At 62.1% G+C, this 16,331-nt stretch carries 12 protein-coding genes, 1 tRNA gene and 1 pseudogene; 7 read left to right on the top strand and 7 right to left on the bottom strand.

From position 1 onward, the window contains the following. The first annotated feature begins 34 nt into the window (after positions 1-34). A complete protein-coding gene (locus tag NLM27_RS36125) occupies positions 35-415 on the top strand; it encodes a BA14K family protein (protein WP_375142298.1) in 381 nt (126 codons plus the stop codon). Positions 416-463: 48 nt separating this feature from the next. Further along, positions 464-826 (top strand): annotated as a pseudogene (locus tag NLM27_RS36120) (LLM class flavin-dependent oxidoreductase); the annotation flags it as partial. 72 nt (positions 827-898) lie between these two features. On the opposite strand, the gene NLM27_RS36115 reads toward NLM27_RS36120, so the two are convergent. Together NLM27_RS36115 and NLM27_RS36110 are read right to left on the bottom strand one after the other, a co-directional pair. Further along, positions 899-1,357: a hypothetical protein gene (locus NLM27_RS36115; RefSeq protein ID WP_254147799.1), complete on the bottom strand. Its 459-nt coding sequence runs from the start codon at positions 1,355-1,357 to the stop codon at positions 899-901. A 10-nt stretch (positions 1,358-1,367) separates the two neighbouring features. Beyond that, positions 1,368-1,586 (bottom strand): hypothetical protein, encoded by a 219-nt coding sequence (locus NLM27_RS36110; protein WP_254147798.1) that lies wholly within the window; start codon positions 1,584-1,586, stop codon positions 1,368-1,370. A gap of 522 nt (positions 1,587-2,108) precedes the next feature. Between NLM27_RS36110 and NLM27_RS36105 the strand changes: the two genes are divergently transcribed. Together NLM27_RS36105 and NLM27_RS36100 are read left to right on the top strand one after the other, a co-directional pair. After that, positions 2,109-6,932 carry an NAD-glutamate dehydrogenase gene (locus tag NLM27_RS36105; protein WP_254147797.1) on the top strand — a complete coding sequence of 1,608 codons (4,824 nt, stop codon included), beginning with the start codon at positions 2,109-2,111 and terminating at the stop codon, positions 6,930-6,932. A gap of 57 nt (positions 6,933-6,989) precedes the next feature. After that, positions 6,990-7,310: a hypothetical protein gene (locus NLM27_RS36100; RefSeq protein WP_254147796.1), complete on the top strand. Its 321-nt coding sequence runs from the start codon at positions 6,990-6,992 to the stop codon at positions 7,308-7,310. Positions 7,311-7,491: 181 nt separating this feature from the next. Here the strand turns inward: NLM27_RS36100 and NLM27_RS36095 are convergent, their stop codons facing one another. Beyond that, positions 7,492-10,857, bottom strand: a complete 3,366-nt coding sequence (locus NLM27_RS36095) for an adenylate/guanylate cyclase domain-containing protein (protein ID WP_254147795.1) — start codon at positions 10,855-10,857, stop codon at positions 7,492-7,494. Between the two features lie 471 nt (positions 10,858-11,328). Between NLM27_RS36095 and NLM27_RS36090 the strand changes: the two genes are divergently transcribed. From NLM27_RS36090 to NLM27_RS36080, 3 genes are all read left to right on the top strand, one after another. Then, complete coding sequence (locus NLM27_RS36090) at positions 11,329-11,799, top strand: aminoacyl-tRNA deacylase (RefSeq protein WP_254147794.1); 471 nt, start codon at positions 11,329-11,331, stop codon at positions 11,797-11,799. Positions 11,800-11,913: 114 nt separating this feature from the next. After that, the gene (locus NLM27_RS36085; RefSeq protein ID WP_254147793.1) at positions 11,914-12,333 is read left to right on the top strand and encodes a CBS domain-containing protein; all 420 of its coding nucleotides are present in this window, start codon (positions 11,914-11,916) and stop codon (positions 12,331-12,333) included. Next, positions 12,333-12,680 (top strand): hypothetical protein, encoded by a 348-nt coding sequence (locus NLM27_RS36080; protein WP_254147792.1) that lies wholly within the window; start codon positions 12,333-12,335, stop codon positions 12,678-12,680. Before NLM27_RS36085 ends, NLM27_RS36080 begins: the two co-directional genes overlap by 1 nt. Here NLM27_RS36080 and NLM27_RS36075 read toward each other — a convergent pair. The 4 genes from NLM27_RS36075 to NLM27_RS36060 all read right to left on the bottom strand — a co-directional run bounded on the left by NLM27_RS36075 (position 12,677) and on the right by NLM27_RS36060 (position 16,105). Beyond that, positions 12,677-13,051, bottom strand: a complete 375-nt coding sequence (locus NLM27_RS36075) for a hypothetical protein (protein ID WP_254147791.1) — start codon at positions 13,049-13,051, stop codon at positions 12,677-12,679. The genes NLM27_RS36080 and NLM27_RS36075 overlap by 4 nt on opposite strands. A gap of 126 nt (positions 13,052-13,177) precedes the next feature. Beyond that, positions 13,178-13,960 (bottom strand): alpha/beta fold hydrolase, encoded by a 783-nt coding sequence (locus NLM27_RS36070; protein WP_254147790.1) that lies wholly within the window; start codon positions 13,958-13,960, stop codon positions 13,178-13,180. A gap of 270 nt (positions 13,961-14,230) precedes the next feature. Continuing rightward, positions 14,231-14,307, bottom strand: a tRNA-Arg gene (locus tag NLM27_RS36065). Between the two features lie 295 nt (positions 14,308-14,602). Then, positions 14,603-16,105, bottom strand: a complete 1,503-nt coding sequence (locus NLM27_RS36060) for a HAMP domain-containing sensor histidine kinase (RefSeq protein WP_254147789.1) — start codon at positions 16,103-16,105, stop codon at positions 14,603-14,605. Positions 16,106-16,331: the final 226 nt, after the last annotated feature.

Below are 16,331 nucleotides of genomic sequence, written 5' to 3'. Positions count from 1 at the left end.
GGCAACCCGCCGTTGCTCCGACATCCTCAATGGCATGGAGCCCGACATGACACTGCGTAGAACTTTCGTCGTCCTCACCGCTGGAGCGATGCTCTCAGCGGCCGCTTCACCCGTGCTCGCGGCTCCTCTGCCGATAGCGAACCCCGGTCCTGACCAAGGCGTGCAACAGGTGCAGTACCGACATTGGCACGGACATGGGCCTGGTCATTACCATTACAGGCATCATCACGGTCACTACGGTAACGGCGCAGCCGTACTTGGTGGCTTAGCAGCGGGCGCAATCATCGGAGGCGCGATCGCCAGTAGCCAGGCTCGCGCCAACGCCGAGTCCTACTGCGTGCAGCGTTATCGATCCTACGACCCCGGCTCAGGGACCTATTTGGGCAACGATGGTCTACGTCACCAATGCCCGTGACGCGCGCATGAGCTTGCGGCAGCCTCGTCGCGCTACGAGAGAGGCTGCCGAGCCGCGCAAATCCGGGCCTATCGCGCGGCATGGAAGAACGCCGGCCACATCCGTGCGCCCCGTGTCTCCGTCAGCCGCAGCATTTTCGCGCTGATGAACGATCGCGACCGCGCCTATTTCGGCGGGGAGCGCGGCGGCGAGGACCAGATCGGCTTCATCGACCCGCGCACCCGCGCGATCTTCGGTCGGAGCTATGCGGCTGAGCCGGATGTGCTCGTCGAGCAGCTTCGGCAGGACGAGGCGATTGCCGAGGCCGATACCTTGCTGCTGACCATCCCGAACCAGCTGGGTGTCGACTATTGTGCGCATGCGATCGAGGCGATCCTGACGCATGTTGCGCCGGCGCTGGGGTGGCGGTGAGAACGATCGACAGCTGCGCTCGTACGACCGGCTGTCCGAACTGCGCGGGCAGTTCTTTGTCTCGTGACCTGGTCAGCCGCCACTCAGGCTGTGGCTGATCCGCGTCACCACGTGGTCCCATTGCCGCTTCTCGGCGGTGGGATAGTTGATCAGCACGCAATGCACGTAGCGCCGTGAGAAATTGCAGCGGTCATACCAGATCTTGTCGCGCTTGATGCTGGAGACCACGAAGAAGCTGGGCGCAATCCGCTGATAGATGATCCCGGCCGGAGGATTCTTCCGGCTAAGGAATTCAGCCGGCGAGAGATCTTCTTGGTTCGCAACGGCCTGGACGGTGAGATCGGCGCTGCCGTCGGACGTGCGAAATTGCTGGCCGTATCCGTCGGGCTTCCCGGCAAGCTCCGTAAAGATCGATGTGGGAATCTCGACCGATGTTCCGGACTCGGGAATTCGATAGGTCGTCCAGCTGTCGGCCCGGGCAATGGACAAGGTCGCAGACAGCGCAATGACGACGGCAGCTGTGGTCTTCATGTCGGCCTCATCAGTTGCGCGGCGCCAGTTGCAGCTCCATCAGAGCGATCCTCTGCAAGTTCGCCACATCGCGCTCGCCCGCACTGGCGGTACGCAGGATGGATTCGGCGAGCGCGTTGACATGCGAGGACTGCACGGGCTCCGGCAGGGTTGCAACCGCAGCTTCGAGGGCGGCGGTCATGAGTTCGATCACCTCGGGGGAGAATTCGACGTTGGAAAAGTTCTTCATCGCGCGGACCGGCCGCCTTGTGCGAGCCGCGGATTCAACGCCGGGAAAAAGTGGAAGTTCCTGTAGGGACGGACCGGGCGATACGCGCGGACCGAGCGCATGCGTAAGACGATAAATTCGTCGTCGGCATTCCATTGAGGCATCGACGCCACCCCACCAAGAGGCCGGACGTGGAAGATGGTGGTCGACGGCGTCGAGCTGACCCGCGTTCCGTAGCGGGACAGCTCCGATCCGATCGAGGCAACGGCGGCGCCATTCAGAACAAAGCCACATACATAATTGAAACTACTTGCGATTTCTCAGGACGGCCCGATGGCACGATGGTTGTTGTCTCCGGTTTGTCCCCCAGGCTTCGCCTTACAACTCCGCGCGCCATGACGGCTCCGGAATGCTAATATGATCGCAGCCGCACGACTGCAGATTTCACCTACGCAATTGAAATCTCGGTCAGGGAACAATGCGCACAAAGAGGCGCACGCCAAGAGCAACGCCCGACCGTAACTGCGGCTCGTCGGCTGGGACATGGAGGACGCTATGGCATGGCGTGACGACAAGGCCCGGGCAACTCTGATCCGCGAGGCAGCAGGAAGCGTGCAGCCGGGCAAGGCCCCCCGAAGCTTTGCCGAGCTTCTGTTCGCCTTCACCAATGTCGAGGATCTCTCCAGTCACGATGCTTCCTCGCTTGCCTTCCTGGCGGAGCAAGCCTGGGAGCATGTGCAGCGGCGCACGGCGGAGCGTGCCGATATCCGCGTCGTCAATCCGCTGATGCCGGATGGGCGCGAGATCTCCGTGCTCGAAATCCTCAACGACAACATGCCCTTCCTGTTCGATTCCACCATGGCGGAGCTCACCGAGCAGGGCATCGAAGTCACCCTCGTCGCTCACCCCATCATCGCGGTGGAGCGCGATGACCAGGGCAAGCTCCTGCGCTTCTACGGCGAGGCACTGCCGGAAGGGGCAAAGGGCGTGCGAGAGAGCCTGATTCACCTCCACATTACTCGCCTGGACGCCGACGCGGACCGCGAGAGGCTGATTGACGGCCTCACCAGGGCGTTGAGCGACGTGCGCGCCTGCGTCGCGGACTGGCGCGCCATGCGCGACCGCGTCGAGGATGCGGTCAAGACGTTCTCGTCCAATCCGCCGCCGCTGCCGATCGACGAGGTCGCCGAGGCCAACCAGTTCCTGCAATGGCTGTGCGCGGACAATTTCACCTTTCTCGGCGTGCGCGAATATCGCTTCTCGCCCAGCCGCGATGCGTCGGACGACATCACGACCGCCGAGGGCCTCGGTATCCTCCGCGATCCCGATGTGAAGGTCCTGCGCCGCGGCAGCGAAATGGTGGTGATGACGTCGGAGATTCGCGAGTTCATGCGCGAGCCGACCCTGCTCATCGTCATCAAGGCCAATGTGAGCAGCCGCGTTCATCGTCGCATCCGGATCGATTATGTCGGCATCAAGCTCTATACGCCCGACGGCCGGCTCGAGGGTGAATTGCGAGTCGTCGGCCTGTTCACCTCGGGTGCCTATACGCGCTCGGCACGACAGATCCCCTATGTTCGCCTCAAGGTATCGCGGGTGCTCCAGCGGGCCGGCTTCGACCCGAATAGCCATTCAGGCAAGGCTCTCCAGCATATTCTCGAGGAATATCCGCGCGACGAACTATTCCAGATCGACGTCGATACCCTCTTCGATTTCGTCATGGAGATCCTGATCCTCTATGAGCGCCCCCGCGTCCGGGCGCTGGCGCGGGTCGACAAGTTCGATCGCTTCGTTTCCATCCTCGTTTTCATTCCGCGCGACAAATACGACACCGACGTGCGCACGCGCGTCGGCGCCTTCCTGTCGCAGACCTACAAGGGGACACTGTCGGCCTCCTACGTGTCCTTCCCCGAAGGGGCATTGGCGCGCGTCCACTACATCGTCGGACGCTATGAAGGTAAGACTCCCGCCGTCGAGCGCGCCACGCTGGAAGCCGGGATCAGCGCCATTGCCGCGACCTGGGCCGACAAGCTGAAGGCCGCGCTGGCTACGTCGACCGACGGCATGCGGGCGCGCATGCTCGCAAATCGTTACGCTCAGGCCTTCAGCGGCGGCTATACCGAGGCTTCCACGGCAGAACAGGCCATCGTCGATATCGCCACCGTCGAGAAGCTCACGCCAGCCCGCCCTGTGATGATCTCGGTTCACCGCTTCGAGGAGGATGATCCCAGGCGTTTCGGCCTGAAGGTGTTTTCGGATGCCGCGCCGCTGTCGCTGTCCTACCGCGTGCCGGTGATCGAAAATCACGGCCTGCGCGTGGTCAACGAACGCACCTATCAGATCGTGCCCGGCAACAGGCCTGAGCCGGTCTGGCTGCACGACATGACGATCGAGACCAGCGACGGCCAGCCGATCGAGATCAGCCGGGACTTCAGCCATCGCCTGGAGGCCTCGATCATGGCGGTGGTCACCGATCGCGCCGAATCCGACGGGTACAATGCCTTGATCCTGCGCACGGCCCTGGGCTGGCGGGAAGTCTCGACCATCCGGGCGCTGTCGCGCTATCTGCACCAGATCCGCGCACCGTTCACCCAGGACTATATGTGGGAGACCTTGCGCAAGAACGCCGCGATCACAGCCAGCCTCGTCGCGCTGTTCCAGGCCCGCCGCGATCCGCGCCTCGTCCTGACCGATCGCGAGCGTTCGGCGCGCGAGATAGCTCTCCTTGCCGAGATCGAGGAGCAGCTCAAATCCGTCGCCTCGCTCGATGAAGACCGCATCCTGCGCCGCTTCACCAATCTGGTGCAGTCGACCATCCGCACCAATTTGTGGCAGGTCGGCCCGGACGGACATCCGCGCCCGGTGATCTCCTTCAAGTTCGACGCGCGCCAGATCGAGGATCTGCCCCCTCCCCGACCGCTCTACGAGATTTTCGTCTATTCACCACGTATCGAAGGCATTCACCTGCGCTTCGGCAAGGTTGCGCGCGGTGGCTTGCGCTGGTCCGACCGGCCGCAGGATTTCCGCACCGAGATCCTCGGCCTCGTGAAAGCGCAGCAAGTCAAGAACGCGGTGATCGTGCCGGTCGGCGCCAAGGGCGGCTTCGTGCCCAAGCGCCTGCCGCCGCCCTCCGATCGCGAGGCGTGGCTCGCGGAGGGCACCGAAGCCTATCGCATCTTCGTGCGCTCGCTGCTCGAACTCACCGACAATCTCGACGGCGACATCGTGGTGCCGCCCGACTTGACCGTGCGGCATGACGGCGACGATCCCTATCTGGTCGTTGCCGCCGACAAGGGCACCGCCACCTTCTCCGACGTCGCCAACGCGATCTCGGCCGAGAAGAACCATTGGCTCGGCGATGCCTTCGCCTCCGGCGGCAGCCAGGGCTACGACCACAAGAAGATGGGGATCACGGCGCGCGGTGCCTGGGAGGCGGTCAAGCGCCACTTCCGCGAGCTCGGCACCGACATTCAGACCATGCCTTTCACCGTGGTCGGCGTCGGCGACATGTCCGGCGACGTCTTCGGCAACGGCATGCTGCTCTCGCCGGCGACGAAGCTCGTTGCGGCGTTCGATCACCGCGACATCTTCATCGATCCCTCTCCCGACCCGGCGATCAGCTTCACTGAGCGCAAGCGCCTGTTCGACCTGCCGCGATCGAGCTGGCAGGACTACAACAAATCGCTGATCTCGCAGGGCGGCGGCGTGTTCTCGCGCTCGCTCAAGGCGATCCCGCTCGCGCCGGAAGTGCGCACCCTGCTCGATCTCGACAAGCCGCAGGCAACACCCTTCGAGGTGATGACGGCGATCCTGAAGGCGCGCGCGGACCTCTTGTGGTTCGGCGGCATCGGTACCTATGTCCGATCGTCGGCGGAGAGCGACGATCAGGCCGGCGATCGCGCCAATGATCCGATCCGCATCGCGGGTGGCGACGTACGCGCCAGGGTGATCGGCGAAGGCGCCAATCTCGGCGTCACCCAACGCGGCCGCATCGAAGCGGCGCAGAAGGGCGTCAAGCTCAACACCGACGCCATCGACAATTCGGCCGGCGTGAATACTTCCGACGTCGAGGTCAACATCAAGATCGCATTGGCGCGCCCCGAGCGCGAGGGACGCCTCAGCCCGGCTGACCGCAACACCCTGCTTGCCGCGATGACCGACGAAGTCGGTGCGCTGGTCCTGCGCAACAACTATCTGCAGACGCTGGCGCTCTCGCTCGCCGAACGCAAGGGCATGGCCGAGACCGGCTTCCTCATGCGCCTGATGCAGTCGCTCGAGCAGCGCAGCCTGCTCAGCCGCGCCGTCGAATTCCTGCCTGACGACGCCGCGATCGCCGAACGGACCAGGCGCGGGCAGACCCTGACACGGCCCGAGCTTGCCGTGCTGCTCGCCTACGCCAAGCTGACGCTCTACGCCGATCTGCTCGAAACCGGCATGCCGGACGATCCCTATCTTGCCCGAGAACTGTCCCAGTATTTTCCGAGCGACGTTCGGGAGAAATTCCCGATGGCAGTCGAATTTCATCGCCTCCGACGCGAGATCATCGCGACCAGCCTCGTCAATGCGGTCATCAACCGCGGCGGCCCGGCGTGTATCGTGCGCCTGATCGACGAGACCGATGCCGATATCCCCACCATCGTCATGGCCTATGTGGCGGTGGATGAATCCTACGGGCTCAAGCTGCTGAACGATGCGATCGATGCGCTCGACGCCTGCATCGACGGGCAGCTGCAGTTGTCCCTCTACGCGGCGGTCCAAGTCCTTCTACTGTCCCGCATGGTCTGGTACGTGCGCAATATTGATTTCAAGGACGGCCTCGAGGCGGTGATCGCACGTTTCGGCCCGGGTATCCGCGAGATCAGGGCCTCTCTCGACAACGCCCTGCCAGCGGACTTGCAGGCCGCGCGCAGCAAGCGCCGGCAGGACCTGACCGATGCCGGCGTCCCGTCCGGCCTCGCCGGCGAACTGGCCGATCTCGACGCCCTCGTCTCGGCGCCCGACATCGTGACGGTCGCCGAGCGCACCAGCCGCAGCATCGGTGATGCCGCCGCGACGTTCTTTGCCGCCGAGGCCAGTTTCCGTCTCGACCGCATCACCGCCGCCGCGCGCAGCGTGCCGGCCAGCGATCGTTTCGAACGCCTCGCCATCGACCGCGCCATCGACCTGATCGCGGCTGCCGAAAGACGCCTGGCCGCAGATATGCTGACGATCGGCCAATCCGGTCAGCAAGCTGCGGAGACCTGGCTTGCTGCTCATCCCGAGGCGACGCGCATCCGCCGTGCGGTCGAGGAGATTGCCGCCGGCGGCCTGACGCTCGCCAAGCTGATGGTGGCGGCGAACCTGCTGGGGGACCTGGTCAAAACCTGAGGGCATGCGAGGCAGCGATGCGAGACGTGCAATGCTAGCGCAGGACGGAGGAATCCAATGATCCACGCCACTTGCCATACCGCCGATAATGTCCGCTGCATCGAGTTCGATGCCACGCCGTGGTTCAGCGAGGCTGATGCTCCGAGCATCATCGATTTGGCCCAACGAGGATGGACCAGCACGGCGATTGCAGAGTCCCTCGAGCACCGACGAGGATACGAAGGCTTGCACGACCTCGTCGAATATGCGGCGAAGCGGCTGCAATCGGAATCCCTGGAGGACCCGGCCTGGGAAACCTTCGAGTGCGTCGTCGATGGACCTGAGGCCGTCGCCTGGCTCAAGCAGAACCGGCCCAACGTCGTGGCGAGAATCTCTTAAGACGCGGGAAGCGCAGCAAAGACCACAATCGACCCCAAAGCGGACATGGCAACTACGGCACTGACGGCCTTCAACGGGTGTCGTCCGCTACAGACCGATGGGCGGAAAGTTGGCAAGTCGAGCCTTTCACGGATCAGTTTGGTCGAAACGGCCGCGCTTAATCATGCGCCGCTCGCTTTTCCTACCCCTTTGCGTGAAGTTCGCCACCGTCCAATCTCGCTTTGGCTCTCACTAGATCGGGCGTGCCAAAGCCTTCGACGAAAAACCGATAGATCTCGTTGAGCCGTGAGCGACACTTGTCGGCCTCTGATCTCAACTCGTACAGGTCACACAAGCTCAGACAAGTTCTGAGCTCAAAGGATTTGGCCTTCTGAGCGCGCGCGATTTCAAGACTTTTGCAAAGATAATGCTCCGACTGATTCAGGTCCTGGCCCGATCGAAGATACGTTTCGCCAAGCAGACGATATATTTCCGCTGCATAGAATTGCTCGCAGTTCTCTTCATCGAGCCTCGATTGCACCTGTCTCAAAGCGTCGAACGCTTGCCCGTAACGTTTGTTCTTGATGCATGAATCCGCCATCAATCCCAAGGAATACGACTCCAACAATATGGCCCCGGTATGCCGCTTTTTTTCCAGGCCTTCTTGAATCTCGGCGATACCTTTCTCAAACTCGCCTTGATCGGCACTTGCCCACCCGCGCAAAATCAATGCCATGGCCAGGTAGTGCGCAAATTCATGCTGCTCACAGAATGCGATAGCAGCATCAGCCTCACTCGCAACAACGGCAGAATCGCCGCGAAGCTGATGAACGCGAAGACCTATCGTTCGTGCAATTGCCTCGCTGAACGGATGTTGAGACGCATCGGCGTATCGGCGAGCCTCATCACAAAGTCGCAACGCTTGATCTGGATAACCAAGGACCCAATGTGCCATGCCGTCGTATGACCTCACATGAACTCGAGGATCTTGCCCGGAAAATTCAAGATATGCAGCGACCTTGCAGTCCTCGCAGCTGCTCATGCAGCGTTCCAGCTCCGCGCGGGCAGCGGTGAACCTCCCTTGCGCAAACAAGGTAAAGCCGAAAGCCTGGTGGGCAAGAACATCGTAAACCGGGTCGACTACGTTCTCGGCGTACTTCAGCAGATGTTCGGCAAGGGCTTGAGCTTCGCCCAGCGACGCACGAACGAAATTCCAGGTCCACAGACCAAAGACGGCAGAAAAGACGTGTTCGTCAAGCCCGCTTTCTTTGCACAAGTGGAATGCTCGCGTGTACGCATGCTTCACACTGTCGATGCTCCAGCCGTTAATCGCCCGGAGGGAGTTGCCGAGCAAAATTTGGAGCAGCAACTCCAATCTATTGCGCTGCATCGGCCCGTCGATATTGGCAATCAATTTCAATCCTTGTTTCAGATGGCCGATCGCTTCGTTGTGCGCCGAGCGAGCCGCGGACTGTTTACCTGCTTCGTACCAGTAGTGTATGGCCCGATCGTAATCTCGCGCTTGCGTACAGTGATAGGCAATAATCTCTGGTTGAGCTTGCACGACCTCGGGGAATTTCTGCTCAAGCCCCTTCGCCATCGCGGCATGCAGATGCGCGCGGCGACTCTTTAGGAGCCCGGCATATGCCGCATCCCGCACCAACGCGTGCTTGAAGGTGTATACCGCGTTTGGAATTTCTCCGCGGCAGAACACCAGTTCCGAGCGCACCAACTTGTCGAGCGCCTCATCCAAACTGTCCTTCGGCAGCCCGGCGACAGCATTTACAAGTTCGTAATGAAACTCGCGACCTGCGACGGCACCTATCTGGGCCACATCCCGCACTGTTGACAGGCGATCAAGGCGTGCCATCAGCGAAGCCTGCAGGGTGGTTGGGATCGCGAATGAAGGCAAGGGACCGTCAAGAACGTATTGGCCGCTCCCCTCTCGTAACAACCCGCCCTCTATCACCATCTTCGTTAGTTCCTCGATGAAAAGAGGCACCCCATCGGTGTGTGCGAGAATGTGCTTCATGACCTCTTTGGGAAGTGTCCTACCGCCTGTCACGCGCAGGACCAATGCCGTGCCGTCGCGCCGGCCAAGGCGCGTGAGGGAGATGGTTGTGGTGTGCGCATAACTCGGCCATGGGGGCGTGAATTCGGGCCGAGCCGTAATCAGCATCAGTACCCTGAGCCGCGGGACTTGCTCCACGGCTCTTGCAAGGAGCTCGAGCGAGGTTGGGTCGATCCAGTGCACGTCCTCGAAAACTAGAAAGATCGGCTGCTGTACCGCTAATCCATCGAGCTGAGCGAGCAACGCCGCGAAGATTTTCTCCTTGCGTTTTTGTGGGGTGACGTCTCGCAGTCGGTAGTGATCCTCGACCTGCAACGACAATAAATCGGCCAGAACTGCAAGGTCCTCGGGATTGTGATGGGTGGATTGTGCGAGCAGCGCGTCGAGCTTGGATCGCCTCTCCTGAGATGAGTCGCCGCGCTCGAACCCGGAAACACGTTCGAGCTGACTTATGAATGGAAACAATGCGCTGTGGGTATGATGCTCAGAGCAAGAATACCGCAACGTGATGTGTGATTCACTCGAGAGCCGCTCGTTAAGCGCCAGCGCGATGTGTGACTTGCCGATACCCGGCTCTCCTGTAAGGGTGACCACTCGTCCCCCCTCCAGGGTAGCTTGTCGCCAGCGGCGTAACAGCAGCTCTATTTCCTCCTCACGCCCGAACAGAGGCGGCAGCTTGGCAGCGTGCATTGCCTCGATGCGGCTCTCTATGCCACTCGTTCCTAGCACCTGATAAATCCGGAACGGTCTTTCCCAGCCTTTCAGCAAAACGGGGTCCAGATCACGGTAATAAAATGTTCCCCCAGTGAGCCGGCGGGTACTCGCGCAGATCAACACGGTCCCCGGCTCCGCCATCGCTTGCAGGCGCGAGGCGAGGTTAGGTGTCTCACCGACAACTTCCTGCTCTGCCAACGTCTTCTCAATCAGAAGCTCGGCGACAACCATGGTGCCGGTCGCAATGCCGATGCGAATCTGCAGCGTCTCGGCGACGTCCCGGATACTCGCGATGTTGTCAATGAGCGCGAGTGCGGCGCGTACAGCCAGTTCGGCGTCATCCTCGTGCGCTCGTGGGAAACCGAAATAGATTAATGCACCGTCGCTTGTATAGCGGGCAACCGTTCCGTTGTAGTGACCTATGACTTCCGCAATGCGGCCGTGATACACGCCAATCAGATGTCGCAGGTCCTCGGGGTCCAACCGTGCTGCGACGGCTGTGGAGTGAACCAACTCGCAAAACATCACTGTAAGGTGGCGGCGCTCGCCTTCGCTCGCTTGCTGCGATCCGGTAGCCGTTCTCGCGGGCTCAGGTCCAGCTGCGTTCTCGAGCTCCGCAATGGCGCGCCGCAGCTTACGTCGATGACCTAAAAGGACGCCCAGGTCCTTGAGGTCGTCCTCCGACAGATCGCGGAGAACTGAGAGATCAATGCCGTTTTCGCCGAAGCGTTGGGCGTACTCCGACAAACCGATTGACTTGAGCCACTCGGTGACGCCTTTCATGGCGTTCCCCGCTCAGTTCTCGGTCCCCGCAGAGTTTGATGCTACACAACGTATCACACACGGAGAAGAAGTGAATGCAGCAAGACGCATTGAAAGCGCCGCGCGAGCGCGGTCGGCAACCAAAGCTTGATCTCCTGTAGCTTTGAAGATTGGACGCGCTTTGACAACGTGACCAATTCTTCGCCCAGCACTTCTGAGTCCCGGTCTTCGCTACTCGGGTACCCATTGATTTCAGTTCGACCAGCCGACGTCAGCGCGGTAAGCGAGCTCCTCGCTGCGAATGCATGAACAGCGAGTCGAACATGCGACTTCCGCTGGTGTTTGGCACACCCGGAGCGATCCGAACCCCGACCCGATTGCAGCATCCGAGCGCAAGGCCTATGCTGAAGCCCGGCAATCACGCGGCCGCCCATCGTGGGGCGGGGGCAGCCTCACGGTGGATGGCTCGCATATCCATCCGGAGGCCACGCCATGTCCATTGCCCCCACGCTGCACCGCTATCTGGCTGCCGAGAACATCCAGTATGCCGAGATCCCGCACGATCTCACCATGTCGTCCACGCGCACAGCACAGGCCTGCCACGTCTCGGGCGATCGTCTCGCCAAGGCCGTCGTGCTCAGGCATGACGGCGGCTATATGCTCGCGGTCGTCCCGGCATCGCACCATCTCAACCTGCCGGACTTGAAGGAGAGGCTTGGCGAGGATCTCGCCATGGCCAACGAATCCGAGATCAACCGGCTGTTCGCGGATTGCGTGCACGGAGCGGTTCCGGCGGTCGGCCGATGCTATGGGCTCGATCTCATCGTCGACGACAGCATCCGGGCACAGCCCGAGATCTACATCGAAGCCGGCGACCACGAAACGCTGCTCCAACTGACGCATGCGCAGTTCGAGCGGTTGACGGCCAATGCGCCGCATGGACGCTTCAGCATGCACGACTGACGCAACATGGCGGCGGGATGATCCCCGTACGCCTTCATCGCGGCGCGCCTGCGGTCGCGCCCGGTTCGTAGTATAATCGCGTGACGGGGGCTGCGTTCGCAACGGAGGTCCTCCATGAAGGTCAAGGACGTGATGCACAAGGGTGTTGATTGGGTCAGCCCCGACACCCCAATCACCGAAATCGCGAAGCTGATGCAAGGGCACGACGTCGGCTGCATTCCGATCGGCGAAGACGATCATCTGATCGGAATGGTGACCGATCGCGACATCGTCTGCAAAGGCCTTGCGAGCAAGAGCTTCAACGCCGCACGCATGACGGCGCGGGACGTGATGACGGAAGGCATCCATTGCTGCCGGGAAGACGACGATCTGGCGAAAGCCGTGCATCACATGGAGACGCTGAAAATCCGCAGGCTGCCCGTGATCAACAAGAGCAAGCGGATGGTCGGCATGATCAGCCTGGGTGACATCGGCCAATTCGCCACCATTGATCTGTTGACCCAATGCGTCAGGGGCGTGACGGCCCATCATTGATGGCAACCGCCACCCCGGCGCCGGAACTTCGTCGGATCGCTCGCACACCCCGCTGCCAACGACGCGGACACCATGACCACGCGACCTGCCACTGGCCGTCATCGCGCGGCTCGGTGTGCCGTGATCGATGCCGCCCGGGAAGGCTGGGCATCATCAACCACGATCTGTTTCCTTCGAATGCGGAAGTGCAGCGGGTGATCCGCCGCTCGATCGACGGCACGAGCGCGTGCGCACTCGAGCGACTAAAGCGCGACGAGATCAGGATGAATCGTCATCGCGCTTTAGGTTATTGTTTGAGCATGATCTTTTCGGAAAACCGCCTCACACTTTTCCGGATCATGCTCTAATTCTTGGCGTTCCGGATCTTGCTCGCTCCCCTGAGCGGGGTCGCCGGTGCGGGATTCGGATTCGCCCAGCCTGTCATCTGCAGACAGGTGAGCAGATCGACATAGCTTTGTATTCCCGCTGCCGCAGCCTCGCCTTCGCAACTTTCGCGCGCGGGACCCGGCACGGTCAGCCAAGCCGAGCTCAGCTGTTGCCGCGCAAGTCCCTCGTCACGCTCGCATTCGCTGGCGTCCTGCGCCAAAGCGAGCCCTGACGCCTTGTCGTCAGCGGAAACGTCCCTGCACATGGCTTCCACGTTGAAGACGGGCACACGATCTGAAACCGGTATCGCGGGCTGGCCAAGAAGCGACAGGACAAAAAGCGCTGCTTTCATGAGATCCTCCCTTAAAATCGGGTTGGACGGGAAAGCTTAGGAGACGTTAGGCCTGATTTGTTTCCGGCCGGCTTCGCCCGGCCTGCAAAGGGTTTCGTCCTGGCCCGATTGTTGGCCTCCCGAAGCTTACCCGGGTCTTCGCACGTAGAGCGAGATAAAGCGGTCGATCATCGGGTTGATCTGCTCCGGCACTTCCAGCGACAGGAAATGCCCGGAGCCGACGGCCTTGGCCGTGACCAGTTGCGGGCACAGCTCCGCCAAACGATCGAGATCCGCGAGCCGATGGGCCGCTTCGATGTAGAGCACCGGGACCCGGCACGCCTGGGCGCACTCACGCGCCCGATGCACATCCCAGGGAAATAGACTTGTAAACGTGGACACCAGCACGTGCTGTGGCGTCGCCAGAAAGGTCTGTTCGACATGGGCGCGGCATCTGTCGGTCGGCAGACAGGAGTCCGCCACGATTTTCCGCGCCTCGTCCGCAAAATTCGCGCCCTTTAGGCCCTCCAGATAACCGGCGAACACCGTCCCTGCCGAGGCAGGGAAGAGCACCCCTGAATCGAGCAGCACCAGGCCCGCTGGAAAGTCCGGATAGCGGGCGGCGATTTCGAGCGCCATGTTGCCACCCATGCTTTGACCCACGATAACAGGCTTTGTGATCTGCTGTTGGTTGCACAGAAAGACGAGATCATCGGCGAAGCCTTCGATCGAATACGCCTGTTGCGGCTTGTCGCTCTCACCGTGCCCCCGCAGCTCGGCGTTCAACGCTCGACCTTGACGGGCGAAATACTCCATCTGCGGCGCAAAATGCGTGCGATCCCCGCCGAGGCCATGGACGAACAGGAATTGCAGCGGTCCCGCCCCGGCGATGTCGAAGGACAGCTGGATTCCGTCATGCGCGAGCTTCATGGGTCATCTCCATATCCACCGACATGTCGAGGCGTCTTTGGCGAGTTTTCAATCTAACTGGCGCGCCACGGCTGATAAAGATGAACACGACTGAAATGCCCTGCGAGTTTTCGCTACGCCTCGTGGACGAAGTGGCGTGTGCCGAGACTCGCCAGGAAGGCGTCCGTTACCGGCTCTCGGCTTACGCGGTGACGAGTAGCGAGCAGCCGTGCGACGATGTCGTCCGACGCAAAAACGGCAGGTTTTGGAGTGCCCAGTCTTGTACCGAAATGGCGCGCCCGGAACGATTCGAACGTCCGACCCTCAGATTCGTAGTCTGATGCTCTATCCAGCTGAGCTACGGGCGCGTTTTTCGCGAACAGTGCGGGCGAGGCCCGCAGGCAGCCTCCGACAGCGCCGGAGGGGTGCGAAAGAGCGCTCTGACTAACCGCTCTTGTCCCGATTGGCAAGGTCCGGGTTGGGGAGATTTTGCAGGGAGATGACGCTTCAATCGGTCATTCCGGGGCTCGCGAAGCGAGAAGCGCTCAATCTCGCGCCCAAAATCTCTGGATTCCGGGTTCGGTGCTTCGCACCGCCCCGGAATGACGAAGTATAGTGTGCAAGGCCCTCGGAAATGACGGGCTTTACTCGGCCTCCGGCCGACTACGCCCGCGCCCGCTCGTTGCGGATGGAGAGGAGTTCCACGGGGCGATCGGGGATGACGATGCGGAAGGTGGCCCCGATGGTGCCTTCGACCAGGTGGATGTCGCCGCCATGGGCGCGGACGAGCTCGGCGGCGATGGCAAGGCCCAGCCCGCTGCCACCGGGGCGGCCGGAAGTCTGGAACGCCTCGAACAGGTGCTCCCGGGTCTTTTGGGGCACGCCGGGCCCGGTGTCGGAGACCTCCAGGATGGCGACCGCGCCCTCGCGTTTTCCGGTGATCCGGATCTGCTGCACGCCGCCATCGCCGGACGAGGCATGGGTTTCCAGTGCCTGGGCGGCGTTGCGGACGAGGTTGAGCAGCACACGGAACAGCTGGTCGGGATCGGCATCGATGGCGAGCCCGCGCTCGATCGCGGCGACCCAGGCGATCGAGGCGTCGCTGGCGAGGCCCGCGGTCTCGCGCACCTCCAGCACCACAGGCTCGATCAGGATCATGCGGCGGTCCGGCGCGGCCTCCTGGGCGCGGCCATAGGACAGCGTCGACTGGCAGAAGGCGATGGCGCGCTCGAGCGAGCGCACCAGCTTCGGCGCGAAGCGCTGCACGCGCGGATCCGGCACGCTGGCGAGCTGGTCCGACAGAAGCTGGGCTGAAGCGAGCAGATTGCGCAAATCGTGGTTGATCTTGGACACCGCGAGGCCGAGGGCGGCGAGCCGGCTCTTCTGGTTCAGCATCGACATCAGATCGCGCTGCATGTCCGATAATTCGCGCTCGGCCACCCCGATCTCGTCGCTGCGCTGGCTTGGCACGATGATGCCGGCCGAGCTCTCGGGATTCTCGTGGAAGCCGACCAGGCTCGCGGTCAGCCGCCGCATCGGGCGCACGAAGAGATAATGGAGCGCGAGATAGACCAGGCCCGCGGTCAGCGCCGCGATGATCAGCGCGACCACCACGACGTTGCGGGAGAAACGGTACATCTGCTGCCGCAGCGGCAGCTCGTCGGTCACGATCTCGATGAACTGGGCATTGCCGACGCCGGGCCCGACGATGCGGATCGCCTGGTTGCCGGTCTCCAGCATCATCCGGAACGAGCCGGTGATCGCCTCCCAGGCAGTCATGTCGCGCAGGTCGATGTCGTGCTCGATGGCGGCCGGAAGATTGTCGCTGGCAAGCAGCCGGCGCTGCTGGCCCATCTTGATGGCGACGGCGCGGGCATTGATGCTCTTCAGGATCTGCCGCGACAGCGAATCGGGGACCATGCCGAGCGGCGCCGCATCCAGCACCAGCGCCGCCGTGTTGGCCGCGGCCACCCGGTCGTTCAGCCGGTTGACCCAGAAATTGGCGATGGCGGGCACGTAGAGCAGGCTGGCCGCGATCATCACCAGGGGAATCGTGAGCAGCAGCAGCTTGCCGGACAGCCCGAGCCCGCGCGACCCGCGCGGCCGCGTCGCCGGCTGATCCGGCTGATCCGTCGTCTGGATCGGCTGGAGGTCTGTCGCTGCCACGAAATTCGCCCTTACTGCCCTTTGCGAAGGATCGGCGGATGCAAGGATGCGGTCCGCCTCCCGCCCGGTCAAATTACGGTTCGCTAATCTGCCAAGGTGGGATGTAAGCGCTGATTGGGCGAGTCGCTACCTCAAGGGTTAAAAACCCCACACAAACAGCGATATTGACCGTCATCGCGCGCTTGTGCGGCGTTGACGAAAACAAGGCGCTCCCTTATAAGCCGCG

It is taken from the genome of Bradyrhizobium sp. CCGB12, from assembly GCF_024199845.1.
GTDB lineage: Bacteria > Pseudomonadota > Alphaproteobacteria > Rhizobiales > Xanthobacteraceae > Bradyrhizobium.
Note: the sequence above shows the minus strand (reverse complement) of the source record. Positions and strands in the feature narration are given on the sequence as shown.